The organism is Streptomyces sp. JH34 (assembly GCF_029428875.1).
Lineage (GTDB): Bacteria > Actinomycetota > Actinomycetes > Streptomycetales > Streptomycetaceae > Streptomyces.
The window spans coordinates 3,536,321-3,562,431 of sequence record NZ_JAJSOO010000001.1; the positions used below are offsets into that span (position 1 = coordinate 3,536,321).

At 70.8% G+C, this 26,111-nt stretch carries 23 protein-coding genes; 13 read left to right on the top strand and 10 right to left on the bottom strand.

Features of this window, described 5'->3' with window-relative positions; translation table 11 throughout:
• The first annotated feature begins 16 nt into the window (after positions 1–16).
• The 5 genes from LWJ43_RS15715 to LWJ43_RS15735 all read left to right on the top strand — a co-directional run bounded on the left by LWJ43_RS15715 (position 17) and on the right by LWJ43_RS15735 (position 4,634).
• Entirely contained in the window at positions 17–1,636 is a 1,620-nt protein-coding gene (locus LWJ43_RS15715) for an MDR family MFS transporter (RefSeq protein ID WP_277335899.1), read from the top strand.
• 384 nt (positions 1,637–2,020) lie between these two features.
• A complete protein-coding gene (locus tag LWJ43_RS15720; protein WP_167359456.1) occupies positions 2,021–2,185 on the top strand; it encodes a hypothetical protein in 165 nt (54 codons plus the stop codon).
• 10 nt (positions 2,186–2,195) lie between these two features.
• On the top strand, positions 2,196–2,489 hold the full coding sequence (locus tag LWJ43_RS15725; protein WP_277332866.1) for a Dabb family protein: 294 nt from the start codon (positions 2,196–2,198) through the stop codon (positions 2,487–2,489).
• Between the two features lie 186 nt (positions 2,490–2,675).
• Complete coding sequence (locus tag LWJ43_RS15730) at positions 2,676–3,533, top strand: RNA polymerase sigma factor SigF (protein WP_277332867.1); 858 nt, start codon at positions 2,676–2,678, stop codon at positions 3,531–3,533.
• Positions 3,534–3,767: 234 nt separating this feature from the next.
• Positions 3,768–4,634: an RNA polymerase sigma factor SigF gene (locus tag LWJ43_RS15735; RefSeq protein ID WP_277332868.1), complete on the top strand. Its 867-nt coding sequence runs from the start codon at positions 3,768–3,770 to the stop codon at positions 4,632–4,634.
• 258 nt (positions 4,635–4,892) lie between these two features.
• Here the strand turns inward: LWJ43_RS15735 and LWJ43_RS15740 are convergent, their stop codons facing one another.
• A complete protein-coding gene (locus tag LWJ43_RS15740; RefSeq protein ID WP_277332869.1) occupies positions 4,893–5,108 on the bottom strand; it encodes a hypothetical protein in 216 nt (71 codons plus the stop codon).
• Between the two features lie 328 nt (positions 5,109–5,436).
• Between LWJ43_RS15740 and LWJ43_RS15745 the strand changes: the two genes are divergently transcribed.
• The 5 genes from LWJ43_RS15745 to LWJ43_RS15765 all read left to right on the top strand — a co-directional run bounded on the left by LWJ43_RS15745 (position 5,437) and on the right by LWJ43_RS15765 (position 10,922).
• Positions 5,437–5,949 carry a MarR family winged helix-turn-helix transcriptional regulator gene (locus LWJ43_RS15745; RefSeq protein WP_277332870.1) on the top strand — a complete coding sequence of 171 codons (513 nt, stop codon included), beginning with the start codon at positions 5,437–5,439 and terminating at the stop codon, positions 5,947–5,949.
• 101 nt (positions 5,950–6,050) lie between these two features.
• On the top strand, positions 6,051–8,468 hold the full coding sequence (locus tag LWJ43_RS15750; protein ID WP_462100951.1) for an MFS transporter: 2,418 nt from the start codon (positions 6,051–6,053) through the stop codon (positions 8,466–8,468).
• Positions 8,469–8,650: 182 nt separating this feature from the next.
• Positions 8,651–9,466: a YceI family protein gene (locus tag LWJ43_RS15755; RefSeq protein ID WP_277332872.1), complete on the top strand. Its 816-nt coding sequence runs from the start codon at positions 8,651–8,653 to the stop codon at positions 9,464–9,466.
• 29 nt (positions 9,467–9,495) lie between these two features.
• The gene (locus LWJ43_RS15760) at positions 9,496–9,966 is read left to right on the top strand and encodes a PPOX class F420-dependent oxidoreductase (protein WP_277332873.1); all 471 of its coding nucleotides are present in this window, start codon (positions 9,496–9,498) and stop codon (positions 9,964–9,966) included.
• 8 nt (positions 9,967–9,974) lie between these two features.
• On the top strand, positions 9,975–10,922 hold the full coding sequence (locus LWJ43_RS15765) for an NAD(P)-dependent oxidoreductase (RefSeq protein ID WP_277332874.1): 948 nt from the start codon (positions 9,975–9,977) through the stop codon (positions 10,920–10,922).
• Positions 10,923–10,982: 60 nt separating this feature from the next.
• Here LWJ43_RS15765 and LWJ43_RS15770 read toward each other — a convergent pair whose 3' ends face one another.
• The 9 genes from LWJ43_RS15770 to LWJ43_RS15810 form a co-directional block, all read right to left on the bottom strand.
• Positions 10,983–11,756 carry a TetR/AcrR family transcriptional regulator gene (locus LWJ43_RS15770; protein WP_277332875.1) on the bottom strand — a complete coding sequence of 258 codons (774 nt, stop codon included), beginning with the start codon at positions 11,754–11,756 and terminating at the stop codon, positions 10,983–10,985.
• Positions 11,757–11,835: 79 nt separating this feature from the next.
• The gene (locus LWJ43_RS15775; protein ID WP_277332876.1) at positions 11,836–13,335 is read right to left on the bottom strand and encodes an MFS transporter; all 1,500 of its coding nucleotides are present in this window, start codon (positions 13,333–13,335) and stop codon (positions 11,836–11,838) included.
• A gap of 286 nt (positions 13,336–13,621) precedes the next feature.
• Positions 13,622–15,784, bottom strand: a complete 2,163-nt coding sequence (locus LWJ43_RS15780; protein WP_277332877.1) for an ArnT family glycosyltransferase — start codon at positions 15,782–15,784, stop codon at positions 13,622–13,624.
• Complete coding sequence (locus LWJ43_RS15785) at positions 15,781–17,097, bottom strand: bifunctional glycosyltransferase family 2/GtrA family protein (protein WP_277332878.1); 1,317 nt, start codon at positions 17,095–17,097, stop codon at positions 15,781–15,783. Before LWJ43_RS15785 ends, LWJ43_RS15780 begins: the two co-directional genes overlap by 4 nt.
• Positions 17,098–17,123: 26 nt before the next feature.
• Positions 17,124–18,872, bottom strand: a complete 1,749-nt coding sequence (locus tag LWJ43_RS15790) for a sensor histidine kinase (protein ID WP_277332879.1) — start codon at positions 18,870–18,872, stop codon at positions 17,124–17,126.
• Positions 18,873–18,876: 4 nt separating this feature from the next.
• Entirely contained in the window at positions 18,877–19,614 is a 738-nt protein-coding gene (locus LWJ43_RS15795) for a response regulator transcription factor (RefSeq protein ID WP_277332880.1), read from the bottom strand.
• 165 nt (positions 19,615–19,779) lie between these two features.
• Entirely contained in the window at positions 19,780–20,391 is a 612-nt protein-coding gene (locus tag LWJ43_RS15800; RefSeq protein ID WP_277332881.1) for a dihydrofolate reductase family protein, read from the bottom strand.
• Between the two features lie 378 nt (positions 20,392–20,769).
• On the bottom strand, positions 20,770–21,651 hold the full coding sequence (locus LWJ43_RS15805) for an amidohydrolase family protein (protein ID WP_277332882.1): 882 nt from the start codon (positions 21,649–21,651) through the stop codon (positions 20,770–20,772).
• A gap of 66 nt (positions 21,652–21,717) precedes the next feature.
• A complete protein-coding gene (locus LWJ43_RS15810) occupies positions 21,718–22,605 on the bottom strand; it encodes a DUF2797 domain-containing protein (protein WP_277332883.1) in 888 nt (295 codons plus the stop codon).
• 233 nt (positions 22,606–22,838) lie between these two features.
• Here LWJ43_RS15810 and LWJ43_RS15815 point away from each other — a divergent pair, with 233 nt between their 5' ends.
• The 3 genes from LWJ43_RS15815 (at position 22,839) to LWJ43_RS15825 (ending at position 26,018) form a co-directional block, all read left to right on the top strand.
• A complete protein-coding gene (locus LWJ43_RS15815) occupies positions 22,839–23,600 on the top strand; it encodes an LppU/SCO3897 family protein (protein WP_277332884.1) in 762 nt (253 codons plus the stop codon).
• Positions 23,601–23,739: 139 nt separating this feature from the next.
• Positions 23,740–24,684, top strand: a complete 945-nt coding sequence (gene sigJ / locus LWJ43_RS15820) for an RNA polymerase sigma factor SigJ (RefSeq protein ID WP_277332885.1) — start codon at positions 23,740–23,742, stop codon at positions 24,682–24,684.
• Positions 24,685–24,821: 137 nt separating this feature from the next.
• On the top strand, positions 24,822–26,018 hold the full coding sequence (locus LWJ43_RS15825; RefSeq protein WP_277332886.1) for an NAD(P)/FAD-dependent oxidoreductase: 1,197 nt from the start codon (positions 24,822–24,824) through the stop codon (positions 26,016–26,018).
• Positions 26,019–26,111 lie beyond the last annotated feature (93 nt).

Genomic DNA, 26,111 nt, shown 5'->3' on the forward strand with positions numbered 1-26,111 from the left:
GCAGGCGCCCACCTCCATGTCCAACCGTCAGATACTGCAGGCCATGTCAGGCCTGATGGCGGGCATGTTCGTCGCCATCCTCGCGGGCACGGTCGTGGCCAACGCCCTGCCGAGGATCATCGCCGACCTCGGTGCGAGCCAGTCCTCGTACACCTGGGTCGTGACCTCCGAGCTGCTCGCGATGACGGCCACGGTGCCGCTCTGGGGCAAGCTCGCCGACCTGTTCAACCAGAAGCTGCTGCTCCAGCTCTCGCTCGGCCTGTTCGTGGTCGGCTCCCTCGTGGCCGGCTTCTCACAGGACGTCGTGACACTGATCATCAGCCGCGTCATCCAGGGCGTCGGCGCCGGTGGTCTGACGGCCCTGGCCCAGATCGTGATGGCCGCCATCATTCCGCCCCGCCGGCTCGGCAAGTACGCGGGCATCTTCGGTGCGGTGTTCGCCGTGGGCACGGTCGCCGGTCCGCTGATCGGCGGAGTCCTCGTGGACACCTCGTGGCTCGGCTGGCGCTGGTGCTTCTTCATCGGTGTGCCGTTCGCACTGGCCGGGATCGTGCTGCTCCAGCGCACCCTGAAGCTGCCGACCGTACGCCGTCAGGTCAGGATCGACTGGCTGGGCGCCTTCCTGATCGTGGCCGGCGTCTGCGCGCTCCTGATCTGGACGTCGCTCGCGGGCAACAGCTTCGCCTGGGCGTCCTGGCAGACGGCCGCACTGGTGACCACCGGAGTGGTGTTCCTGGTGGCGGCGGTCTTCGTCGAGTCCAGGGCAGCGGAGCCGGTCATCCCGCTGGACATCTTCCGCAACCGCACGGTGTCGCTCACGACCCTGGCGAGCTTCTTCGTCGGTATCGCGATGTTCGCCGGGACCGTGTTCCTGTCCCAGTACTTCCAGATCTCGCTGGGCAAGTCCCCGACCGTCGCGGGCCTCATGAGCCTTCCGCTGATCGGTGGTCTGCTGGTCTCCTCGACCGTCGCCGGACAGATCATCTCCGCCACGGGCAAGTGGAAGATCTACCTGATCGCGGGCGGCGTGGTCATGACGGCCGGCCTCGGCCTGCTCTCGACCATCGACGCGGACACGCACTTCGGCCTGCTCAGCGTCTACATGGCCTTCATGGGCATCGGCGTCGGCATGCTCATGCAGAACCTCGTGCTCGCCGCGCAGAACGACGTCCCGGCACACGAGCTGGGCGCCGCGACCTCGGTGCTGTCCTTCTTCCGCAGCCTCGGCGGCACCATCGGCACCAGCGTGCTCGGCGCGATCCTCGCCAACCGGGTGGCCAGCGAGATGAGCAAGGGCCTCGCGGAGAACGGGATCCCGGCGACCGGCGGCGGCGGACACGGCAGCGCCGTGCCCGACATGACCAAGCTGCCCGAGCCGTTGAAGGGCATCGTCGAGCACGCCTACGGCGTCGCGACCGGCGACCTCTTCCTCATCGCCACCCCGTTCGCCTTCCTGGGACTCATCGCGGTGCTCTTCATCAAGGAGAAGCCCCTCAAGACGACGAGCGGCATGGAGCGTCTGGCCGCCGAGGACGCCGCCGTGGTCACCGCCACGACCGTCCCGGCGCCCCGGGACGGTGCGGGCCCCGGCTCCCAGGACGCCACCCCCGGCACGGTCGGCCTGACGAAGGACTGATCTGCGGGGACGCACAGCAGGAAGGGCCCGGCGCGCTGCGCCGGGCCCTTCGGTCGTCAGGTCGGGGGAAGCGGCATCGGGGGGACAAGCCGCTTCCCCCGGTGAGAACGGGGACCGGAGGTCCTCTCCGCGGTCAGGGGGGAATCACGCGGTGCGGACCTCGTGGAGGTCCCGTTCCTGGGCCCGCGCATTCCTGCCGGTGCGGCAGGCCCACTGCCCATACTCCTCCCTGTCGTAAGCCGCGCCTGCCGACAAAGGGCCCGAATCGACGGGCCCTTCGACCCTAAAAGCCACATCAGTGATCGGAAACGGCCAGCGGATACGGCCATTCGTGCGGCTAGAATCACCCGACTGCACAGGTGATCGAAGGGGAGGGGCGGGGCTGTGGCGCAAGCAAGGAAGATCGCGCTCTACATGTTCGTGGTCTTCGTGCTGTACACGATCATCACCTCGCCCAAGCGGAGCGCCGATCTGGTTCAAATAGGGTTCGAAGGCATTTCGAGCGCCGCCCAGGGCGTCGGGGACTTCATGTCAGAGCTCGTGAACTAGGAGACCCACCATGATCCGCCACCTGGTCCTGTTCAAGCTGAACGACGGCGTCGAGCGGGACGATCCGCGGGCCGTCGCGGGCGCGGAGGCCTTCCGGGAGCTCGGCGGGAAGATCCCCGAGCTGGAGTTCTGGGAGTGCGCCTGGAACATCACCGACCGGCCGATCGCCTACGACTTCGCCATCAACTCGGCGGTCGCCGACGAGGACGCGCTCAAGCGGTACATCGAGCACCCCGACCACCAGGCCGCGGCCGGCCAGTGGCGCGCGTTCGCCACTTGGGTGATCGCCGACTACCCCTTCTGACCCTTTCGGATCTCCGGTCCCGCCGGCCCCTCCCCCTGCGGGGAGGGGCTTTTCGGCATGTTTAAACCCCAACACCCTCAACACGGCTCCATGCGGTGCTTGCACACAGTGGACATGTCTTGTGATGCTATGACCGCTTTTGACGAATGAGTTGACCGTAGTTGACCGCAAAGGGGTGGCGACACCGTGCCGGCCAGTACAGCGCCTCAAGTCCCTCCCCAGACCGTCCAGACGGACGACATCCAGACCGAGACCCCCGACCCCACCACACCCGCCAGAACCCGGGGTGCGGACACCAGGGCCCTGACCCAGGTCCTGTTCGGCCGGCTCAAGGGCCTCGAGCCCGGCACCTCGGAGCACCACAGGGTGCGCACCGCGCTGATCGAGGCGAACCTGCCGCTCGTACGCTACGCGGCGGCCCGCTTCCGCAGCCGCAACGAGCCGATGGAGGACGTGGTCCAGGTCGGCACCATCGGGCTGATCAACGCCATCGACCGCTTCGACCCGGAACGCGGAGTCCAGTTCCCCACGTTCGCCATGCCCACCGTGGTGGGCGAGATCAAGCGCTACTTCCGGGACAACGTGCGGACCGTGCACGTGCCGCGACGGCTGCACGAGCTCTGGGTGCAGGTCACCGGCGCCACCGAGGACCTGACGACGGCTCACGGGCGCTCACCGACCACGGCCGAGATCGCCGAGCGCCTGAAGATCTCCGAGGACGAGGTCCTCGCCTGCATCGAGGCCGGCCGCTCGTACCACGCGACCTCGCTGGAGGCGGCCCAGGAGGGCGACGGGCTGCCCGGACTGCTGGACCGGCTCGGCTACGAGGACCCTGCGCTCGCCGGGGTCGAACACCGCGACCTGGTGCGGCACCTGCTCGTACAACTGCCCGAGCGTGAGCAGCGGATCCTGCTGCTGCGCTACTACAACAACCTGACGCAGTCACAGATCAGCGCCGAACTGGGCGTCTCCCAGATGCATGTGTCAAGGCTTCTGGCCAGAAGTTTCGCCCGACTGCGATCAGCAAACAGGATCGAGGCGTAACCAGAACGGGTAGACCCCTGGAGGGCTGGATCCGGGGGCGTAAAAGCCGCACACCCCCTGTTTCCTGCGCAGTTTCGGCGCTGACTTGTCGACATGTCACTACAGCGTGTTGCCGACATGTGACATTCTGCTGGAACCGCGTTTGCCGCAGCTCCACCTCCGGTATTCAGGTGGAGGCTGCGTTCCTCCGATGGTCGTGGCCACCGCGACCGTCCGCGACCTCAAGGGGGTGGCATGTCCACAGAACAGGGCAGCTCGAAGGTGCTCACGCTCACGAAGAGCGTGCCGGCACCTGCCGTGCTCACCAGCTCGCCGGAAGCCATCGACACCCGCACCCTGTCCCGCTCCCTGTTCCTGCGGCTCGCCGCGCTGGGCCCCGCCTCGGGTCCCGACGGAACGGACAGCCCTGAGCGGGCCTATGTGCGGGACACACTCATCGAGCTCAACCTCCCGCTGGTGCGGTACGCGGCGGCACGGTTCAGGAGCCGTAACGAACCGATGGAGGACATCGTCCAGGTCGGGACGATCGGCCTGATCAAGGCGATCGACCGCTTCGACTGCGAACGGGGCGTGGAGTTCCCCACGTTCGCGATGCCGACCGTCGTGGGGGAGATCAAGCGCTTCTTCCGCGACACCTCGTGGTCGGTGCGGGTGCCGCGCCGGCTCCAGGAGCTGCGGCTCGCCCTCACCAAGACCAGCGACGAGCTCGCACAGAAGCTCGACCGTTCGCCGACGGTGCCGGAGCTGGCCAAGGCGCTCGGGGTCTCCGAGGAGGACGTGGTCGACGGCCTGGCCGTGGGCAACGCCTACACGGCCTCCTCCCTGGACTCACCGTCCCCCGAGGACGACGGCGGCGAGGGCTCGCTGGCGGACCGCCTGGGCTACGAGGACGCGGCACTGGAGGGCGTGGAGTACCGCGAGTCCCTGAAGCCGCTGCTGGCCAAGCTCGCCCCGCGCGAGCGGCAGATCATCATGCTGCGCTTCTTCGCCAACATGACGCAGTCGCAGATCGGCGAGGAGGTCGGCATCTCGCAGATGCACGTCTCCCGGCTGCTGACCCGGACGCTCACCCAGCTCAGGGAAGGGCTCGTCGCCGACTGACCCTCTCGGGTCCGTGCGTACGGCACACGGGACTCACCGGCCGCCGGGGCAGCGCCAGCGCTTCCCCGGCGGCCTCGCCCCGTCCGGGGAAGCCGAAGCCGCGTCCGGGGAGGCCTGCGCCCCACGCGGGAAAGCGAACGCTCCCGCGTCGGCGAGGCGACACGGGAGCGGTGCGTGAAGGCGGTGTCCACGCGCGCGTGGACACCGGGCAGGCCCCGGACGCCCGGCAGGGGCGAGGAGGCCGGCCGGGACGGGAGGTCAGCCGAGCGCGAGCCAGGCGACCGCGCCGAGGACCAGGACGACCGCGACGACGGCCAGGATCACCCCGTTCTTCGAGCCGGACGAGGTCGCTGCGGGCTGCGGACCGCGCTGCGGCTCGCCCTCGTCGACGAAGGCGCGGAACATCTGCGTGCTGCCCGCCGGGTCGTGAGTGCCCTCGGGGCCCGGCTGCGGGGCGTGGGGGTTGTGTGCCATGGTCCAGGACCCTAGCGAACCCAGGCCTTCCGCCCAACCCCCGGGCCCCTGGCGGTCGATGCTCCTGCGCCACGGCCACCCGCTCCCCGACGGTCCGCCCGCGCCTTCCGCACCTCCCCCACGGCCTCTCCGCGCGTTACTCACCCGGTGACGAGGAACACAGTCGGCGCGGCTCACCCCCCGTGCGCTGCGCGCTTGACCGAGCCCCTACGCAGGCTTTTGCGTTCCTTTACTTCTGCAAGGTCCATTTCGTTTGCCTGCAGCAACCAACCGCTTCTATCGTTGCCCTAAGCAACAAGATGACCTCGCGAGACGTCCTGGAGGGTCGGTGGCAGCACGGAGCCAGTACGAAGAACTGGCCCGGCAGCTCAGCGCCGTCGGAGCCGTCAAACGGGGGCTCGTCCGCATCCTGCCCGCCGAGTGCCCCGGTGGCACTGCCGGCGTGCTGACGCTGCTGGCCAAGTACGGCGAGATGCGGATCACCCGGCTTGCCGAGCTCCTGGCCGTGAACATGTCGGTGACCAGCCGCCATGTGACTCACGCGGTGGAGAGCGGCTGGGTCGAACGGTTCCCCGATCCGGCGGACAAGCGGTCCCGCATCCTGCGGCTGACCCCCGCGGGTGACGAACTGCTCGACGAGCTGACCCGGCGGACCACAGAGATGTTCGCCCACAACCTCAACGACTGGTCCGACGACGATGTCGGACAGCTCAACACGTTGTTGTCCCGGCTGCGCGACAGCTTCTCCTGCCGCGGCTCCGGTGGATGTCCCCCCGGGAGGCACAGCGGCGACTGCCGCGCCGGACACTCCGACGAGTCACACACCCGTACACCCATGTAACAGAAGCAAAGACAAGGATTGAAATGGCTACGACCACACCATCCGGTGTGCGGGGCGGCCACGCCAAGCACGGGGCTGCCGAAGCCCCCTCCGGCGCGCCGATGACACACCGGCAGATCATGGAAGCGCTGACCGGGCTGCTGCTCGGCATGTTCGTCGCGATCCTGTCGTCGACCGTGGTCTCCAACGCCCTGCCGGAGATCATCTCCGACCTCGGCGGAGGTCAGAGCGCCTACACCTGGGTCGTCACGGCCTCGCTGCTGGCCATGACCGCCACCACCCCGCTGTGGGGCAAGCTCGCGGACCTGTTCAGCAAGAAGCTGCTGGTCCAGATCGCCCTGCTCATCTACGTGGGCGGCTCCATAGTCGCCGGCCTGTCGACCAGCAGCGGCATGCTCATCATCTGCCGTGTGGTCCAGGGCATCGGCGTCGGCGGACTCTCCGCCCTCGCCCAGATCGTGATGGCCGCGATGATCTCCCCGCGCGAGCGCGGGCGCTACAGCGGCTACCTCGGCGCGGTCTTCGCCGTCGCCACCGTCGGCGGCCCGCTGCTCGGCGGCGTCATCACCGACACCAGCTGGATGGGCTGGCGCTGGTGCTTCTACGTGGGTGTCCCGTTCGCGATCATCGCCCTGATCGTGCTCCAGAAGACGCTGAAGCTCCCCGTGGTCAAGCGCGAGGGAGTCAAGATCGACTGGTCCGGCGCGTTCTTCATCAGCGCCGCGGTCTCGCTGCTGCTGCTCTGGGTGACCTTCGCGGGCGACAAGTACGACTGGGTGTCCTGGCAGACCTGGACGATGCTCGGCGGCACCGTCGTCCTCGCCGCGCTGTTCCTGCTGATCGAGTCCAAGGCCCGCGAACCGATCATCCCGCTGCGCCTCTTCCGTAACCGCACGATCACGCTGGCCTCCGCGGCCTCGCTGTTCGTCGGCATCGGGATGTTCGCGGGCACCGTCTTCTTCAGCCAGTACTTCCAGCTGGCGCGGGACAAGTCGCCGACGATGTCCGGCGTCATGACCATCCCGATGATCGCCGGACTGTTCCTGTCCTCGACCGTGTCGGGCCAGATCATCACCAAGACGGGCCGCTGGAAGGCCTGGCTCGTCTCCGGTGGCTTCCTGCTCACCGCGGGTCTCGGGCTTCTGGGCACCATCCGGTACGACACCGAGTACTGGCACATCGCGATCTTCATGTTCGTCATGGGCCTCGGCATCGGCATGATGATGCAGAACCTGGTGCTCGCCACGCAGAACCAGGTGGCTCCCGCCGACCTGGGCGCGGCCAGCTCCGTCGTGACGTTCTTCCGTTCCCTCGGTGGTGCGATCGGCGTATCGGCGCTGGGCGCCGTCCTGGGCAACCGCGTCACCCACTACGTCAAGGACGGCCTCGCCGACCTCGGCCCCGAGGGCGCGGCCTTCGGCCACGGCGGTACGGGCGGCGGGGGCATCCCCGACCTGGACAAGCTCCCCGCCCCGTTCCGCACGGTCATGGAGGTCGCCTACGGCCACGGTGTCGCCGACGTCTTCCTGTACGCGGCACCCGCCGCGCTGGTCGCCTTCGTCCTGACCCTCTTCATCAAGGAGGTCGCCCTGAAGACGAGGGCCGGCAACGACGACACCCCGGCCGGGGTGTCCGCCGCGACGGAGTCCGTCGAGGCCACCACCGGAACCGCGCTGATCGCCGAGGGAACGGCCGGGGTCACCTCGGTCGCCACCTCCGACGAGACGGCCGCCACCGGCCTGCCGGCCGTCCAGGGCACGCCCGTACGCGGTGTGGTGCGGGGCGCCGAAGGCGCACCCGTCGCCCGTGCGGCGGTCACACTGATCTCGCTGGGCGGCCGGCAGCTGGGCCGCTCCGTCGCCCAGGCCGACGGCGGCTACGTACTGGACGCGCCGGGATCCGGCAGCTACGTCCTGATCGCCTCCGCGGACGGTTTCCAGCCGCAGGCGTCCACCGTGGTCGTCGGTGACGAACCGCTGGCCTTCGACATCCTGCTCGCCGGCACGAGCGGTCTCTCCGGGACCGTGCGGACCGACGAGGGCAACGCCCCGGTCCAGGGCGCCGTGGTCGTGGTGACCGATGTGCGCGGCGACGTGCTGGCCACGGGTGTCTCCGGCGAGACGGGTGAGTTCACCTTCGGTGAGCTGATCCCCGGCTCGGTGACCGTCGCCGTCACGGCCGCGGGCTACCGTCCGCTGGCGCTGCCGGTGGAGGTCGGCGGCCAGGGTGTCACCCGGGTCGACGTGGCCCTGCGCTCCGGTGCGCTGGTCCAGGGCGTCGTCAGGGCCGGCTCCGGCCGGGCACCGCTGAACGACGCCCGGGTCACGCTGATCGACGCGGCGGGCAACGTGGTCGCCACGTCGACGACCGGGGAGGACGGCGCCTACGCCTTCACCGACCTGGACGCCGGTGAGTACTCCGTGATCGCGACCGGCTACCCGCCGGTGGCCGGCTCGCTGACCGTGAGCGGCGGCGGAGTCGACGGTCACGACATCGAGCTCGCCCACCCGGGCGAGTAAGAACCGGAAGTTACACAAAGACCCCTGGCGGTACAGCGCTTCGAGCGGAGAGGCTGTGGCCGTCGGCGGAAATGGGCCCCGCGGTGGGATCGGCAGGCAGGGGACGGCCTGCCGATCCCACCCGGGGCCCGACTCATTGAGTCGCTGCTTCACGAGTGATTTGAGCAAGGAGAGAACACGGGATGGGACTTCGCGCACAGGTACGCACGCGGGACGGCTGGGCGGTCCAGCACGCGGTCGTGACGGTGACCGACATGACGGGCACCCAGGTGCTCCGGGCCGCCGCCGACGAGAACGGGGCCGTCCGCACCGACGACCTCCTCCAGGCCGGCGCGTACACGGTGATCGTCACCGCGGTGGGCTACGCCCCCGCCGCGTCCACCGCGCTCGTCACGGCCAGCGGCCGGGTCGAGGCCGGGACCGTCGTCCTGGCCCGGCAGGGCGGCGTGGAACTGCCGCCTCCGGGCACCTGGTCACTGGACCCGGTGCACTCCTCGGTGGCCGCGGTCGCCCAGCACCTGGGGATCTCCAGCGTGCACGGCCGGTTCACCGAGTTCGGCGGCCGCATCGAGATCGCCGAGGACGTCCAGCACTCCCGGGTGGAGGCGTTCATCTCAACCACCAGCATCGACACGGGCAACGCCATGCGGGACAAGCACCTGCGTTCGGCGGACTTCCTGGACGTGGACGTCTTCCCGGAGATCACCTACCGGTCCCGCGCGCTGACCCCCGCGGGCCCCGACCGCTGGACGGTGCACGGCGTGCTGACCATGCACGGCATCGCACGGGACATCGACCTCGACCTCAGCTACCTGGGCACCGGCCCCGACCCGTGGGGCGGCGTACGCGCGGCCTTCCACGCCACGGCCGAGCTGCGCCGCGACGACTTCGCCATGAACTACAACCAGGTCCTGCAGGCGGGCATCTCCGCGATCGGCACGACCCTGCGGGTGGAGCTCGACATCCAGGCGGTCCAGGGCGATTCCGTCCCCGGATAAGTCCGTCGGGAGGGCCTAGGGTTGGTCGTATGGCACCCAACATCGCGACCAACACAGCCGTGGAACTCGGGGAACTCCTGGACTTCGTGCGGCCCCGGCACCGGGCGATCCTGCTGACCACCCGGGCCGACGGCCGCCCCCAGGGCTCCCCGCTCACCTGCGGCGTCGACGACGCCGGACGCATCGTCGTCTCGACCTACCCCGAACGGGCCAAGACCCGCAACGCGAAGCGGGACGAACGGGTCAGTGTGATCGTCCTGTCGGACGACTGGAACGGCCCGTGGGTCCAGGTCGACGGCTCGGCCGAGGTGATCGACTCACCGGATTCGGTCGAGCCGCTCGTCGAGTACTTCCGCAACATCTCCGGGGAGCACCCCGACTGGGACGAGTACCGGGCGGCCATGCTCAAGCAGGGCAAGTCCATCATCCGGATCACTCCTGAGCGCTGGAGCCCGGTCGCCACCGGCGGCTTCCCCGCTCACCTGGCCGGCGGCAGCTGACCGTACCGATGAAGCCGCCCCACCCGGGCCCGCTCGCACGTGCCCGGCTGCTGACCTCCCCGTCCGTGGGCCCCGCCGTGGTCCGTGAGCTGGAACGCATCACCGGGCGACCGGCCGTACCCGCTCACGCCACCGCGCCCGACACCCCCTTCGTGTACGTGGGGGACACGCTGCCCGAGGTGCTGCGGACGCCGTCGCTGCTGTGGTTCCACAGCGTCAACGCGGGTACGGACGCCCTGCTCTCCGCCGGGCCCTGGCCCGAGGACGCCCTGCTGACCCGGACGGTGGGGCGGATGGGTGAGCGGATCGCCCAGTACACGCTGGCCTGGGTGCTCGCCGAGTGCCAGTCCGTCCCGGAGCACACCGCGCAGCACGCACGGTCGGAGTGGCGCCGTCTGCCGTCCGAACTCGCCGCCGGCCGGACCGGCGTCATCCACGGCACCGGGCAGATCGGTTCCGCCGTGGCGGTCCTGCTGCGGGCCTGCTCCGTGCGCACCGTCGGTGTGTCCCGTAGCCCCGGGGCACTGTCGGCGGGCTTCGACCGAGTCGTTCAGGCCGGTTCGCAGGAGGAGACAGCCGAGTTGGCGGACGCCCGGTGGGTGGTTTCCACGCTTCCCCTGACCGCCGCGACGGAGGGCTTCTTCGACGACGCCAGACTCACCGCGATGCGGGGCGCCACCTTCGTCAACGTGGGCAGGGGAGCGACCGTCGACATGGCCGCACTGGAGACGGCGCTGCGGAGCGGAGCGGTGCGCCGGGCCGTACTCGACGTGCTGCCGGACGAACCCGCCGGTCCCGGGGACCGGGCCTGGAGGCTGCCGCGCACGGTGATCACGTCGCACTCGGCCGGCATCACGGCCGACGAGGACGTGGTCGGCGACTTCGAGGCGTGCTGGGACGCCGTCGCCGAGGGGCGTACGCCCGCGCTGGCCGTGGACACCCGACGCGGCTACTGAGCAGCGCCCGGGGCGTCCGTCAGCGGGGGCACGCCGCGGGCCACGGGTCTCGGACGGCCGTCACGCGGGGCGTGCCGCGCGGTCGCACATCGCTTCGATGCCCGCGATCAGGAGGTCCAGCGCGAACACGAAGTCCCGCTCGCGCATCTCCTCCACGGTGTTCCCGCCCCGTGCCTCCATCAGGCTCTCCGAGGGCTCCATGGCCCGCTTGATCTCGGGGTCCGCGCGGATCGTGCCCATCACCTGGCGGAAGTACTCGTCCTGGCTGAGCCCCGCCTCCTCCGTGCGCTGCACGAAGTGCCCCTCGATGGTGCCGAATCCGTAGACGAACTGGAAGACGGCCGACATCGCGCCCGTCCGGTTCGCCAGGGGGAGTCCGGTGGCCCGGACGACGTCCTGGACGGCGTACGAGAACAACATCGAGTGCGGCCCGATGTTCAGGAAGCTGCCGATCAGCGTCGGCACCCAGGGGTGACGCACCAGCATCCGCCGGTAGTTCGTGGCCAGTTCGCGCAGCCTGTCGTGCCATCCGACGTCCTCGGACGTGGCCGGAATCTCGCCGAAGACCGTGTCCAGGGCGAGTTCCAACAGGTCGTCCTTGGTGTCGACGTACCAGTACAGGGACATCGCCGTGACGTCGAGATCGGCGGCGAGCCGCCGCATGGAGAACTTCGCGAGGCCGTCGGCGTCCAGGAGCCGGACGCTCGCCGCCGTGATCCTGTCCCGGTCGAGACCGGCCGGCTGGTCCGCCTTGCGCGTCCGCGAGGGTGGGCGCCGGTCCAGCCACACACTGACCCGGGAAGGGTTCTTCACACGGTCTGCCGCGGACCCCATGGCGCACGCTCCTTGTCTTGCGGTGGCACTCCTGCGTACCGGCACCCCTGCCCGATGCTATGCCCGTCACCTGCGCCTCTCAGTCCGCCTGCGTGCGCTCGGCCCTCCTCAGCAGTGCGCCGGCCAGCAGTCCGCCGGCCAGCACCGCCAGCGCGCCGACCAGTTGGCTGGTCTCCAGGCCGGAGGCGAAGGCGTCCGTGACGCGCTCGCGTTCCGCCGCCCCGTCCGCGGCGGCGAGCGCGGCGGGCAGTGAGGCGGCACCCAACGCACCCGGCACGAGCGCGGCGAAACGGGAGTTGAGGACGGCGCCGAGCACGGCGACCCCGAGCCCGTTGCCGAACTCGGCGAGCGTGCCGTTCACCCCGGCGCCGACGCCGGCCTTCTCCGGCGGGATGGCACTCATGATCGCGTTGGCCATCGCGGGCATGGCGAGGGCGACGCCCGCTCCCATGACGAGGAGACCCAGCAGCATGCCTCCGTAGTCCCGTCCGCCGAGCAGCGCGATCGCCGCGAGCCCGGCGGCCAGCAGGCTCATGCCCGCGGCGATGACGGTGGGCGTCCCCAGCTTCACGACGAGCCGGGCGCCGAGGCCCGTGAGGTTGAGCGCGACGACGGTGAGGGCCAGCGGGGCCGTGCGCAGCCCCGCCTCGAGCGGCTCGTATCCGAGGACGAACTGCAGGTGCTGGGTGAGCAGGAAGAGCGAACCCGTCATCCCGAAGGCCACGAGGATCGCTCCCGCGACCGCTCCGGTGAACCTCTGGTTGCGGAAGAAGTGCATGTCCAGCATGGGGTGCGGGACGTGGAGCTCCCACAGGACGAATCCGGTGAGGACGGCAATCCCGGCGAAGGCGGTCAGCAGGACCTGACCGGAGCTCCAGCCGTGCTCCGGGCCGGAGATGATCGCGTACACCACGGCAGTCATACCGAGGGTGGAGAGCACCGCCCCCACCAGGTCGGGGCGGTCGCTCCGGGAGTCCCTGGACTCAGGGACGAGCCGGACGACGGCGATCAGGCCGATGACCGCCACGGGGATGTTGACCAGGAAGATCGCGCCCCACCAGAAGTGGTCGAGCATCACCCCTCCGATCAGCGGACCGGCGGCGAACCCCAGGGAGCTGACGGTGGACCAGATGCCGATCGCCTTGACGCGCTCGGCGTCGTCGAAGATCTGCACCACGACGGCGAGGGTGGTCGTCATCAGCAGCGCGCCGCCGACTCCCATCCCCGCGCGGGCGGCGATCAGCTGGCCGGACGACTGGGCGAGCCCGGCCGCCAGCGAGCCGACGCCGAACAGCGCGAGCCCCGTGACCAGCATCTTCTTGCGGCCGTAGCGGTCGGCGGAGCTGCCCGCGGTGAGCACGAGCCCGGACTGGACCAGCGCATAGGCGTTGATCATCCACTGCACATCGGCGGTGGAGGCGTGGAGATCCGCGGTGAGCGAGGGGATCGCCACGTTCAGGACGGTGTTGTCGAGCAGCACGGTGAGCTGGGCGAGGCAGATGACCCCGAGGATCAGCCAGCGCTGCGCATGGCCGCCCCCGGGGGCGAGGTCGTTCTGCTCGGCGGTGGTCGCCGTCATTCGGACTCCTGGTTCCGGTGCTCTTGTACGGTGTATGGGATGCGTTCACAGGTACCGTAGAGCATTTCCTGTACGCCGTACAACGATTTGGGGAGCACCGCCGCCCGCGACACGGCAGGGCGGTAACCCCGGAGCCTCTGCCCCGGTGCCACCGCCCTGCCGCCCTGCCGGCAGCCGTTCTGTCGCTCGGCCGTTCTGACGTTGTGTCGTTCTGCCGTTCCGTCGTTCTGTCTGTCGTCGGCCCCCTGAGGTCGCCTACCGCTGTCGCCGCTCAGTCACCCTGGTCTCAGCTCGTCGGCCGGGTGAGGTCGTAGAAGGTCGCGCTGCCCACGGTGACCTCCTTGAAGTTCTCCTCCACCCACGTCGAGATCTGGGACGAGGCGCCCTCGCCGCCCATGCCCCCACCGCCCATGCCGCCGGAGATGAAGTAGTGGATCTTTCCGTCCTCCACGTACTTCTTGAACTGGGCGAGTGTCGGGGACGGGTCGCTGCCGTTGAATCCGCCGATCGCCATCACCGGGTCCCCGGTGGCGAGCTGGTAACTCGCGGCGTTCTGCGAACCGATGGCCGCGGCGGTCCAGGTGTAGGCGTCGGCGTTCTGCTCGAGGAGCGTCTTGGCCTCGGAGTCGACGGAGGCACCGTTGAGCAGGCCACCCATGCCGCCGCCTCCGCCGTCCATGCCGCCTTCTCCCGTGCCGCCACCGGGCATGCCCCCCTGCTGACCACCGGGCGCCTGGCCCTGGCCCTGCTGCCCCTGGCCGGGCGTCCCGCCGCCCGGGAAGCCGCCGCCCTGGGCGTTGCCCGGGGCCTGACCGCCCTGCTGGGTGCCCTGACCGGGGGGCTGTCCCCCGCCGCCGGGGGCTCCGCCGCCGCCCCGGCCGCCACCACCCATGCCGCCGCCGGGGCCGCCCATGCCGCCGGCGGACGGGCCCGCGGTGACGATCGAGCCCTGGTGCCCGGTGTTCAGCGTGCTGATCGTGTACGCCGTCGGCCCGGCCAGCGAGGCCGCGAGGCCGAGACCCACCACGCCCAGCGCGAGTGCCCGGCCGAGCCGGGCCGCGAGCAGCAGCCCCACCGCGGCCACGAGGCCGCCGGCCAGCACGGCCCAGCGCAGCCACGGGACGTAGTCCGGCGTGCGCGCCAGCAGGACGTACGCCCAGACGGCCGTCGCCGCGGCCGTCACGCCGAGTGCGGCGCCCGCCCACCACTTGCCCCGCTCCTCCCAGAGGACCGAGGCGCCCATGCCGACGAGCGCCGCGACGTAGGGCGCCAGCGCCACGGTGTAGTACTGGTGGAAGATGCCGGCCATGAAGCTGAAGACGAACGCCGTCATCAGCAGCGACCCGCCCCAGGCGAGGAACGCCGCGCGGGCCGTGTCGGTCCGCTTCGCCCGCCAGGTCAGCCAGATCCCCGCGACCAGCAGGATCAGCGCGGCGGGCAGCAGCCACGAGATCTGGCTGCCGATCTCGGAGTTGAACATCCGGCCGATGCCGGTCTCGCCCCACCCGCCGCCCTGACCGCCGCCTCCGCCGCCACCGACGCTTCCGGTCTCCTCACCGTTGATCCGGCCGAGTCCGTTGTAACCGAAGGTGAGTTCCAGGAAGGAGTTGTTCTGCGAGCCGCCGATGTACGGACGTGAGGAGGCGGGCCAGAGCTCGACGATCGCGACCCACCAGCCACCGGACACGATCATCGCCAGCGCCGCCAGACCGAGCTGCCCGAACCGCTTCCGCACCGGCACCGGCGCGAACACCGCGTACAGCACGGCCAGGGGCGGAAGGATCAGGAAGGCCTGGAGGGTCTTCGACAGGAACGCGAGACCCACCGCTACGCCTGCCCAGACCAGCCACTTCGTCCGGCCGCCCTCGAAGGCGCGCAGCACGCAGTAGACGGTGACGGTCATCAGGAGCGCGAGCAGCGCGTCCGGGTTGTTGAAGCGGAACATCAGCGCGGCCACCGGTGTCAGCGCGAAGACCGCCATCGTGATCAGCCCGGCGGCGGCGCTGAAGCGGCGGCGGACGGCCGCGTACAGGACGCCTGCCGTGGCCACACCCATCAGCACCTGGGGCGCGAGGATCGCCCAGGAACTCAGGCCGAGGATCCGCACCGACAGGGCCATCGGCCAGAGCGTGGCCGGGGGCTTGTCGACGGTGATCGCGTTCGCGGCGTCCAGCGAGCCGAAGAAGAAGGCCTTCCAGCTCTGGCTGCCGGCCTGAACGGCCGCGGAGTAGAACGAGTTGGCGTATCCGGAAGCACTCAGATTCCACAGGTACGCGAGCGCGATGACCAGCAGCATCCCGAGGAAGGCGGGCCTCGCCCAGCGCGGGTCCTCGGGCCTGCCGCGGCGGATGCGGCGCGCCAGCGGCTCCCGGCCGCCCGCGGCGTGCGCGGGCGGCCCTGGGGTGTCGGGCGCGGCCTGGAGGTGGTCGGCGTGTGTGGCGGCGGTCATCGGACGTTCCTCAGTTCGTGTGCGGCACCCTTGCGGGCGTCCTGGTGGTCGGTGCGCCGGTCGGGGAAGACCCAGGCACGGAAGAGCAGAAACCGCAGCACCGTCGCCGCGAGGTTGGCCGCGATCAGCACGGCGAGTTCCGTGCCGTGCGACGCCGACGCGGACGCGGTGCCCAGGGCGGCGAGCGAACCGCTGGTGAGGGCGAGCCCGATCGCGAAGACGACGAGCCCCTGCGCCTGATGACGCACGGCGCCGCCCCGGCCGCGTACGCCGAAGGTGAGCCTCCGGTTCGCCGCCGTGTTGGCCACCGCGGAGACGAGAAGGGCCGCGGCGTTGGCGAACTGCGGGCCGACGCCCAGCCGGAAGAGGGAGTACAGGGCGAGGTAGACCAGGGTCGAGAGCGCGCCGACGACGCAGAAGCCGACCAGTTGCCGGGCGAGTCCGCGCGGCACCCCGGGCACGGCCCGGTCGCGCGGGTCGTCCCCGAAGGGCCGCGCCAGCCGGTCCAGCGGCAGCGCCCCGGTGGCCAGGGCCCGGCCCACCCGCCAGACGCCCTTGAGGTCCTCGGTCGCGGTCCTCACGATGTGGACGGTGGAGTCCGGGTCGTCCACCCAGTCGACCGGCACCTCGTGGATGCGCAGCCCTGCCCGCTCGGCGAGGACCAGCATCTCGGTGTCGAAGAACCAGCCGGTGTCCTCGACCATCGGCAGCAGCCGCTGCGCGACCTCGCGCCGTATGGCCTTGAAGCCGCACTGGGCGTCACTGAACCTGGCGGCCAGGGAGGAGCGGAGTATCAGGTTGTAGGCCCGCGAGATGAACTCCCGCTTCGAGCCCCGCACCACCCGCGAACTGCGGGCCAGACGCGAGCCGATGGCCAGGTCGGAGTGGCCCGAGATCAGTGGGGCGACCAGCGGCAGCAGGGCGTTGAGGTCGGTCGAGAGATCGACGTCCATGTAGGCGAGGACCGGGGAGTCCGACTGGGACCAGACGGTCCGCAGCGCCCGCCCCCGCCCCTTCTCCTCCAGTCGGTACGACCGCACCTCGGGGATGAGATCGGCGAGCCGTGCCGCCACCTGGGGCGTGCGGTCGGTGCTCGCGTTGTCCGCCACGGTGATCCGGAAGCCGTAGGGGAACGTCCGCGCCAGGTGGTCGCGCAGGCGCAGCACGCACGTTTCGAGGTCCTTCTCCTCGTTGTACACGGGGATCACTACGTCGAGTACGGGAACGAGTGCGGGAGCGCCGGCAGCGCCGACCGCCGCGGCCGGGAGGTGTTCCCGGGCCGGCAGGGTGCTCCAAGGAGTGTCGGTTCGCATGACCACGACACTCGCCAACCGCGCTGTCACATCCGTGTGCTGAGCCTGTGGTCCGCCTGTGAGTGCCGCACGGGGCTGACATCCGCACCGTTCTCCCCGCTCACAGGCCCGCTGCCGAAGCCGTTCGACAACAGCTCGGACGGCCCGCCGACGACGGGACCGCCCGTCCACGGCGCGGCAGCGGCACCGGCCGTGGCGCCGTCCCCCCACGGCGACGCAGCGGCACCGGCCGTGCTGCCGTCCGTCACCTGCCCGTGCGCCGCGGCCGCCGGCAGGTGGACGGCGAACACCGTGTCGCCGGGCACCGACCGCACCTCGGCCAGACCGCCGTGCGCGGCCGCGACGGCCTGCACGATGGCGAGGCCGAGCCCCGTCGATCCGGCGTGCCGGGAACGCGAGGCGTCACCGCGGGCGAACCGTTCGAAGACGCGTGGCTGCAGCTCGGCAGGGATCCCGGGACCGTTGTCCTGGACCTCCAGGGTGACCCAGGGCAGCTCCCCGCGCGCCTGCCGCACGCGGACCGTGACGGTGGTCCCCGGCGGCGTGTGCGTCCGGGCGTTCGCCAGGAGGTTGACCAGCACCTGCTGGATCCTGGTCGGGTCGGCGAGCACGGTCGCCGGCACCTCGGGCAGTTCCAGCCGCCAGTGGTGGACCGCCCCGGACGATCCGCCGGGGTCGCGGTCCGCCACACGGGCGTCGCTCACCGCGTCGATGACGAGCGGCGAGAGATCGGTGCACTCGTACGAGAGCGGCCGGCCCGCGTCGAGTCGTGCCAGGAGCAGCAGGTCCTCGACCATGCCCGTCATCCGCTCGGCCTCGGACTCGATGCGACCGAGGGCATGGCGGGTGTCGGGGCCGGTCATCTCACCTCCGCGCCGGGTCAGTTCGGCGTAACCGCGGATCGAGGCCAGCGGCGTGCGCAGCTCGTGGCTGGCGTCCGCCACGAACTGGCGCACCCGTGTCTCGCTCTTCTGCCGCGCGTCCAGTGCCGAACCGACGTGGCCCAGCATCCGGTTGAGGGCCGCGCCGACCTGGCCGACCTCGGTACGCGGATCGGCCTCGGCCTCCGGGACCCGCTCGAAGAGGTCTACTTCCCCGCTGTGCAGCGGAATTTCGGAGACCCGGGTCGCGGTGGCCGCCACCCTGCGCAGCGGGCGCAGAGCCACGCCGACCATCGCGGCACCGGCGATCCCCGCGGCGATGAGCCCGGCCCCCGTGACACAGACCTCGACGAGGATCAGGGTGGTGACGGCCTTGTCCACCTCCGCCGTGGGAATGCCGACGAGGACGGTCGTGCCGGCGGGGGCGTGGACCGCCTCGACGCGGTAGCCACCCAGCCCGGGCAGCTCGACGTCACGCGGCTCGTCGCCCACCGTGACCTGCGCGGTCTGCAGGGCCTTCTTCTGCTCGGCGGTCAGGGATTCCGCGCTCTCCTGCGCGCCCGGCCCACCGTCCTTCAGGTACTTCGAATCGGTGACGGAACCGCCGACGGACACGGCACCGACCGTCTTGAAGGGCTGGCCGATTCCGATGAAGTCCAGCGGATCCTCATTCCCGAGACCGCCCGGGACGGGCTTGTCGCCGACGGGCGGACGCGCCTCGGCCCGCATCGCGATGTCGTGCAGCTGCCCGTCCAGCTTCCCGTACATGTATTCGTGGAAGGCGATCGCGGTGACCGAACCGATCACCGCCGCGACGACCGCGATGAGTGTCACGGCGTACACGACGAGCCGGGTCCGGAGCGTCCAGGGGCGACGCGTCCTCTTCCTGCTCACGCGGCTAGTCACCGGGCTTGATCAGGTATCCCGCCCCGCGCCGGGTGTGGATCATCGGGGTGCGCCCCGCGTCGATCTTCTTGCGCAGGTAGGAGATGTACAGCTCGACGACGTTGGCCTGGCCGCCGAAGTCGTAGTTCCAGACCCTGTCGAGGATCTGCGCCTTGCTGAGCACCCGGCGCGGATTGCGCATCAGGAAGCGCAGCAGCTCGAACTCGGTCGCGGTGAGGTGGATCGAGTCGTCACCCCTGCTCACCTCGTGGCTGTCCTCGTCCAGGACGAGGTCACCGACGACGAGCGTCGACTCGCTGCGCACCGAAGCCGTGCCGGACCGGCGTATCAGCCCGCGCAACCGTGCCACGACCTCCTCCAGGCTGAACGGCTTGGTGACGTAGTCGTCGCCGCCCGCCGTGAGCCCGGCGATCCGGTCCTCCACCGCGTCACGCGCGGTCAGGAACAGCACCGGCACGTCGGAGAGTTCGCGCCGCAGCCGGCCGAGCACGGCGAGCCCGTCCATGTCGGGGAGCATCACGTCGAGGATCACCGCGTCGGGCCGGAAGTCACGCGCGGTACGGACGGCACCCGCACCATCACCCGCGCTGCGCACCTCCCACCCCTCGTAGCGCAGGGCCATGGAGAGCAGCTCGGCGAGCGGAGCCTCATCGTCCACGACCAGCACGCGAACGGGGCTGCGGTCCGGTCTGAGCAGTTCTGTACGCCCCTGGGGCGAGGTCGTCGTCATGGCTCAAGCCTGTGAGACGGCCGTGAGAGACAGCTTTCGGCTACCTGTGAATTTCCTGAGAAACACACCGCGGGCCCTCCGCTCCCGGGCGGACCGCCCCTGGGTGACCCGTCGCCGGGTGAGGGGCCGCACCCGGCGACGGATCCGTGCAGCCCGGTGGGGCGGCTACGCGTCGGCCCCGTACGTCCCGAAGTCAGGCCGTCCCGTCGGCTCGTAGACGTGCACCGCGATACCGCTCGGAGTCGTCTCGCTGTGCAGCAGGCGCAGCCCGGCCGAGGCACCGCCGTCCGGGAACAGCCGCCGTCCGCCGCCCACCACCACCGGGGCGATCGCCAGCCGCAGCTCGTCGATCAGCCCTGCGGCCAGCAGGGACCGGCCCAGCCGGGCGCTGCCGTGGATCTGGAGCTCACGGCCGGGCCTCCGCTTCAGCTCGGCGACCTGGGCGGGGACGTCACCGGACAGGATGGTGGCCGGCTCCCACTCCGCACGGGTCAGGCTCCGGGAGGCGACGTATTTCGGCGAGTCGTTCAGGATGCGGGCGTTCGGATGGTCGGTCATCCGCGGCCAGTCCCGGGCGAAGTTCTCGTACGTACGACGGCCGAACAGGAACGCGTCGGCCCCGCTCAGCCAGGTGGTGGCCACCCGGTCGAACGCCTCGTCCAGGTGCGGCACGAACCAGCCGCCCCGGACGAAATCGTCGCTGGTGTCCTCGTCCGGGGAACCGGGCCCCTGGGAAACACCGTCCAGTGACAGGAACTCCTGCAGCACCAACCTCATCGCGCACCACTTCTCTCTCTCGGGCGGGGAGACGTACGCCCTGCCCTTCCGGACTGTGTGACGTGCGGAAAGTCATCGGTCGTCCCGCGCTTCTATGCAACCCGCACTTCGGTGTTCGGCACACGTGCAGCAGCCACCTCCCGTCACCCTGCTTCGTCACGACGTGGAGCGGAGCGCCCTCCGTTTCGCCCTCCGGCGCGTGGTAGACCTCCGATCGCGTCGAAGCGACGGCTGCGAGGTCCACGGTTTCGGTGTCTGCCGTGTCTGCCGTGTCTGCCGTGTCTGCCGTGTACACGGGTTCGATGTCCATGCGCATCGCCCTGAGACCTCGACCAGACTTGAGGTCAAGCCCTGGCGGTGGGACCGCCCGGACGGGTGTCAGCCGAAGAGCTCGCTCGCGTTCCCGTGGCACACCGCCCGCAGCCACGCGTCCCCCAGCCCCAGCCGTTCCAGGGCGTGCAGCTGATGGACGTACGGGTACGGGATGTTCGGGAAGTCCGTGCCGAGGAGGATCCGGTCCTCCAGATCGCCGAGGCGCTTGATCTCGTCCGCGGGGAACGGTGTGAGGTCCTCGGTGAAGTCCGTGAACGCCATGGTCGTGTCGAGCCGCACGCCGGGGTACGCCTCCGCCAGCGCCAGGAACTCCGCGTACTCCGGCATCCCCATGTGCGCCACCACCAGCTTCAGCCGGGGGTGGCGGGCCAGCAGCCGGCCGATCGGCTCCGGACCGGTGTACCTGCCGGGGGCCGGGCCGGACCCGCAGTGCGTCACCACCGGGACCCCGGCCTCCGCCAGCAGCCCCCACACGGGCTCGAGCAACGGATCGTTGGGGTCGTAACCCCCGACCTGGAGGTGCGACTTGAAGACGCGCGCCCCGGCCTCGACCGCCTCACGCACATAGGTCTCCGCACCGTCCTCCGGGAAGAAGGTCGCGGTGTGCAGGCAGTCCGGCACCCGCGCCGCGAATCCGGCCGCCCACCCGTTGAGCCAGGCTGCCATCCCGGCCTTGTGCGGGTAGAGCATCGAGGTGAACCGGAGCACCCCGAACGAGCGGAGCAGCGCGAGGCGCTCGTCCTCGTCCCGCCGGTAGGTGATCGGCCACTCCAGCCCGGTCAGCGGGCCGGCCGAGTCGAAGTAGGCCCACACCTTGCTGAGTACCCGCTCCGGCATGAAGTGCGTGTGGACGTCGATGATGCCCGGCAGCCCGAGCCTCTGCCAGAACCGGACGACGTCGTCACGGTCACGGTCGTCGCTGTCCATCCGCCCCACCCCTGCCTCATACGCCTCGTGCGCGTCGGTTCCCGTTCCCGTTCCCCGGCGACGATCTCAGAACAGCCCGTCCTGCACTCCACCGCCCCCGAGCGCCACGACCGGCACGCTCATCCCGGCCCGCGCGTCGGCCCCCACCAGGTCCCAGCCGGTGACGAGCCGCGTGTCCAGCACGACGATCCCCTCGTCCACGGTCTCCAGATGCAGGTCGGGACCGGCCGCCGTCACCAGCCGCCCGGCCACCACTCCGCCGTCCGCCAGCCCGGTGACCACCCGCGCCGCGGCCCCCGCACCGCCGAGGCCGAACACCCCGGCATGGTCGACCGCCTCGAACGGAAGCCTCTCCAGAGCCTCCGGCCACCCCGCGCCCTCCAGGGCCCCGGCCAGCCGGTACAGCCCTTCGATCTCGGCCGCCCGCTCCGACGGCCCCGGCAGGTCGCCCCGAACCGCGCGTTTGCGCGCGTACGGGATCCGGTCGGGCACCCCGAGCGCAGAGCGCAGCAACTCCTCAGTACGCCGCGCCGCCATCAGCGGGCCACGCCCCAGCCAGCTGAACACCACGGCCCCCTGCTCCCGCAGCCGCGCGGCGCCCCGCGCCTCTCCGGTGATCCCGACCTTGAGCATGCCCGGCCCGAACCAGGCCAGATAGACGCGGTACGTCCGCGGGTCGTCGGCGATGGTGTCGGCGGCCACCGAGTGCGCACGGTCCAGCCGCGCGCACTCCGGACACCGCGCGCCCGTGCTCCGTACGGGCACCACGGCCCGGACCGGGCACGGGTTTCCACGCGCCCCCACGCAGTGCCGCTCACCCTCGGCCCGGAAGCCGAGCTCCTTCCCGTAGGCCAGGACGCTCGCCCGCCGCTGCCCGGACCCGTCGCCCCGCGCCCAGCCGAGGACGGGCTCGCCGTCGGGCCAGCGCAGCCCGGTACACCGCCAGTTGCTCATCACGCCCCTCCCGGCTCTCGCGGCAGCGGCCGCACCCCTGAGGTAAGGCCGGGACGACCCTAGCGAACCGGGCGTCCCGGCCGGATCCACGCCTCCGCTCCGGCCACCGTGCGACGCGGGCTCGCCATCCCTCTGCCCGGGAACACGTTGGAATCGCGTCGTCACCATGTGTTTCTAGAGCAAGTTTCTAGAAAAAGCCTCCACTCGGGCCGGTGCCGGTCCACACTGACCGCGTGTCCTCCACGGAGATTCCACTCTCGCTCACGTCACGGCAGGCCGCCGACGGCGACATCGTCACCGTCCCCCTGCCGACCGGCACCACCCGCATCCGCATCCCGCCCTCCCAGGACGGCGATCTCGTCCGGGCCCGGGTCGGCGAACAGGAGGTGCTGCTGCGCATCCGCGTCACCGGCAGCGGTTCGTCGGACAGCTTCCCCTGGGCGGCGCTCCTCGGTATCGCCGCCGTGATCGGGTTCGTGGTGATGCTGGGCGTCCTCGGGGCCGAGGACAAGAACTCCTCCGACGGCGCCCCGGCCTCCTCGTCGACGTACGACCCCTCGACCGAGGACCCGTACGCCGAGGAGACCGAGGACACCTACACCGAGGACCCCAGCACCTCGGAGACGACCTACGACGGCGACGAGTCCGAAGAGACCGAAGAGCCTGAAGACACCTCCACCGAGGACCCGTTCGCGGAGGACCCGTACGACACCGGGGAGGAAGCCCCCGACCCGTACGAGTCCGGCACCTGCCTGAACGGGACCTTGCCGGATTCCACGACCGCCCAGGAGGTCAGCGGCGTCGACGAGGTCTCCTGCTCGGCCACCGACGCCCACTACCAGGTGATCCAGACGATCCCCTTCACGTCGGACATGAGCAGGTGTGACGCCAACTCCGATACGCAGTACGCCTTCTCGTACCGCTACACCCTCAACGGGGCGACCGTGAACGAGTACGTGTACTGCCTGATCGGCCTCGGCTCGTACGCACGCTGACACCCTGGCCCGCCCGTGACCGGTCGGCTGTCGGCTGTGAGCCGCCGGCGCGGGACTGCCCTTGCCCGAAGCGCTCCGCCGTCGCGCCGCCCTCTCGGTCCTCGGCCGGTCGTGCGCCCCGAGGGCTAGGATCCGGGCCATGGCTCTGACCATGAACGACATGGACCGGTTCAAGGCCTCCATGCCCCGCCTGGAAGCCATCGCCTATCGCCTCCTCGGCTCCGCGAGCGATGCCGAGGACGCGGTGCAGGACACCTTCCTGCGCTGGCAGTCCGCGGACATCGACCGCATCGAGGTCCCCGAGGCCTGGCTGACCAAGGTCCTGACCAACCTGTGCCTGAACCAGCTCACCTCCGCCCGCGCACGGCGCGAGACCTACGTGGGCCAGTGGCTCCCCGAGCCGCTGCTCGCCGGGGACCCGATGCTCGGCCCCGCGGACACCGCCGAACAGCGCGAATCCGTCTCGTACGCCGTCCTCGCCCTCATGGAACGCCTGGCCCCCAACGAGCGGGTGGTGTACGTGCTGCGTGAGGCCTTCGGCTACCCGCACCGGAGGATCGCGGAGATCCTCGACATCACCGAGTCCGCCAGCCAGCAGATCTTCCACCGCGCCAAGAAGCACGTCGCGGAAGGCAAGGCACGGACCGAGGTCGACGAGGCCGCCGCCCGGCGCATCGTCGAGGAGTTCCTCGCGGCTGCCACCAGCGGCCGGACCGAACCCCTCGTCCGGCTGCTCACCGACGACGCCGTCGCGATCGGCGACGGAGGTGGGAAGATCCCGGCACGCGCCAGGACCGTCGAGGGTGCCCTCGCCGTCGCGAAGTTCCTGCGGGGCCTGTTCAAGCCCGGTCCGGCCAAGCGCGCCCTGACGGGCGGCTCCCCGGAGGTCTTCGCCACGACGGCCAACAACGCCCCCGCCTTCGTGGCTGTCCTCGACGGCCGGGTCATCGCGGTCGTATGCATGGAAATCGGAACCGACGGCGTCTCCGGCCTCCGCAGCCAGGTCAACCCGGACAAGCTCGAACGCGCTACCCGGCGATGGGCGGCCTCGGATCACGGGGAGCCCCTGCACGTCCTCTTCTGACCGACGCGCGAGGTGGGCACGCGACGCGGCCGGCCCGGCGGCACCGCCACTGTGAGGTGCTTCACACGACGGTCCTGTCAGGAAACGGAGGGCTGCCCGGTTCAAGGGGCGAACCCGCGTCAGACAGGAGCAGGGACATGCAGCACCGCATCATCGTTCTCGGAGCCGGATACACCGGAGCCGTCGCCGCCGGCCGCCTGGCCCGGCGACTGCACGCCGATGACGTCGCCATCACCCTCGTCAACGCCGAGCCCGACTTCGTCGAGCGGGTCCGGATGCACCAGCTGGCGGCAGGCCAGGACCTCCGCCCCCGGCCCTTCAGCGAGATGTTCGCCGGCACCGGCGTCGAACTGAGGCTCGCGAAGGTCACCGGCATCGACGTCGACACCAGGACCGTCACCGTCACCGACGCGCACGGTGCGCAGGAGCTGACATACGACAGCCTCGTGTACGCCCTCGGCAGCGGCTGGAACACCCAGGGCGTTCCCGGCACCGCCGAGCACGCCCACGACATCGCCGGCCGCCCCGGAGCACTGCGGCTGCGCGAACGCCTGGCCGGCCTGGATTCCGGAGCGCCCGTGGTCGTCGTGGGCGGCGGCCTCACCGGACTGGAGGCGGCGACCGAGATCGCCGAGGCCCGCCCCGACCTCGACGTCGCCCTCGCCGCCCGCGGCACGCTCGGCGACTGGCTCTCGCCCAAGGGCCGCGCGCACGTGCGGAAGGTCTGCGCCGGGCTCGGCATCACCGTGCACGAGAACACCGCCGTCACCGGCGTGGAAGCCGACCACGTCACCACCGCCGACGGCGTCTCCGTCCCGGCCGCCGTCACCGTGTGGACGACCGGCTTCGCGGTCCACCCGATCGCCGAGGCCACCACCCTGGAGGTCAACGGCACAGGCCAGATCGTGGTCGACGGAACCATGCGCTCGGTCTCGCACCCCGACGTCTACGCCATCGGAGACGCGGCCATGGCCATGGGCCCCGGCGACAAACCGCTGCGGATGTCGTGCGCCTCGGGCACCCCCTCCGCCTGGCAGGCCGCCGACTCCATCGCCGCACGCCTGACCGGCGGAAAGCTCCCGGCCATGCCGCTCCGCTACTTCAACCAGTGCATCTCGCTGGGCCGCAGGGACGGCCTGATCCAGTACGTCACCGCGGACGACCGCTCCGTCCGGGCGGCGCTGACCGGACGGTTCGCCGCCCTCTACAAGGAACTGGTCTGCAAGGGCGCGGCCTGGGGCGTCGTCAACCCGATGCTGGGGATGCCGACCCGGGGCCGCCGCCTCACTCGGGACGGGTCCGGGACGACCCAGGCCGTCCACGAATCGGCCTGACATCCGGACCGGGCCACCGCGGAGCCGGGGCGCCGACTCGGGCCCCGGCCACGGAACAGGCCTTGTGCCACCGGCCCCAACTCATCCACGCCC

Coding starts and splice junctions, on each gene's coding strand:
- LWJ43_RS15775 (WP_277332876.1), bottom strand. CDS start 13,335: ATGACGGCGACCACCGCCGAGCAGAACGACCTCGCCCCCGGGGGCGGC.
- LWJ43_RS15760 (WP_277332873.1), top strand. CDS start 9,496: ATGGCACCCAACATCGCGACCAACACAGCCGTGGAACTCGGGGAACTC.
- LWJ43_RS15715 (WP_277335899.1), top strand. CDS start 17: ATGTCCAACCGTCAGATACTGCAGGCCATGTCAGGCCTGATGGCGGGC.
- LWJ43_RS15795 (WP_277332880.1), bottom strand. CDS start 19,614: ATGACGACGACCTCGCCCCAGGGGCGTACAGAACTGCTCAGACCGGAC.
- LWJ43_RS15765 (WP_277332874.1), top strand. CDS start 9,975: ATGAAGCCGCCCCACCCGGGCCCGCTCGCACGTGCCCGGCTGCTGACC.
- LWJ43_RS15810 (WP_277332883.1), bottom strand. CDS start 22,605: ATGAGCAACTGGCGGTGTACCGGGCTGCGCTGGCCCGACGGCGAGCCC.
- LWJ43_RS15735 (WP_277332868.1), top strand. CDS start 3,768: ATGTCCACAGAACAGGGCAGCTCGAAGGTGCTCACGCTCACGAAGAGC.
- LWJ43_RS15755 (WP_277332872.1), top strand. CDS start 8,651: ATGGGACTTCGCGCACAGGTACGCACGCGGGACGGCTGGGCGGTCCAG.
- LWJ43_RS15750 (WP_462100951.1), top strand. CDS start 6,051: ATGACACACCGGCAGATCATGGAAGCGCTGACCGGGCTGCTGCTCGGC.
- LWJ43_RS15780 (WP_277332877.1), bottom strand. CDS start 15,784: ATGACCGCCGCCACACACGCCGACCACCTCCAGGCCGCGCCCGACACC.
- LWJ43_RS15825 (WP_277332886.1), top strand. CDS start 24,822: ATGCAGCACCGCATCATCGTTCTCGGAGCCGGATACACCGGAGCCGTC.
- LWJ43_RS15740 (WP_277332869.1), bottom strand. CDS start 5,108: ATGGCACACAACCCCCACGCCCCGCAGCCGGGCCCCGAGGGCACTCAC.
- LWJ43_RS15785 (WP_277332878.1), bottom strand. CDS start 17,097: ATGCGAACCGACACTCCTTGGAGCACCCTGCCGGCCCGGGAACACCTC.
- LWJ43_RS15800 (WP_277332881.1), bottom strand. CDS start 20,391: ATGAGGTTGGTGCTGCAGGAGTTCCTGTCACTGGACGGTGTTTCCCAG.
- LWJ43_RS15725 (WP_277332866.1), top strand. CDS start 2,196: ATGATCCGCCACCTGGTCCTGTTCAAGCTGAACGACGGCGTCGAGCGG.
- LWJ43_RS15770 (WP_277332875.1), bottom strand. CDS start 11,756: ATGGGGTCCGCGGCAGACCGTGTGAAGAACCCTTCCCGGGTCAGTGTG.
- LWJ43_RS15805 (WP_277332882.1), bottom strand. CDS start 21,651: ATGGACAGCGACGACCGTGACCGTGACGACGTCGTCCGGTTCTGGCAG.
- sigJ (WP_277332885.1), top strand. CDS start 23,740: ATGGCTCTGACCATGAACGACATGGACCGGTTCAAGGCCTCCATGCCC.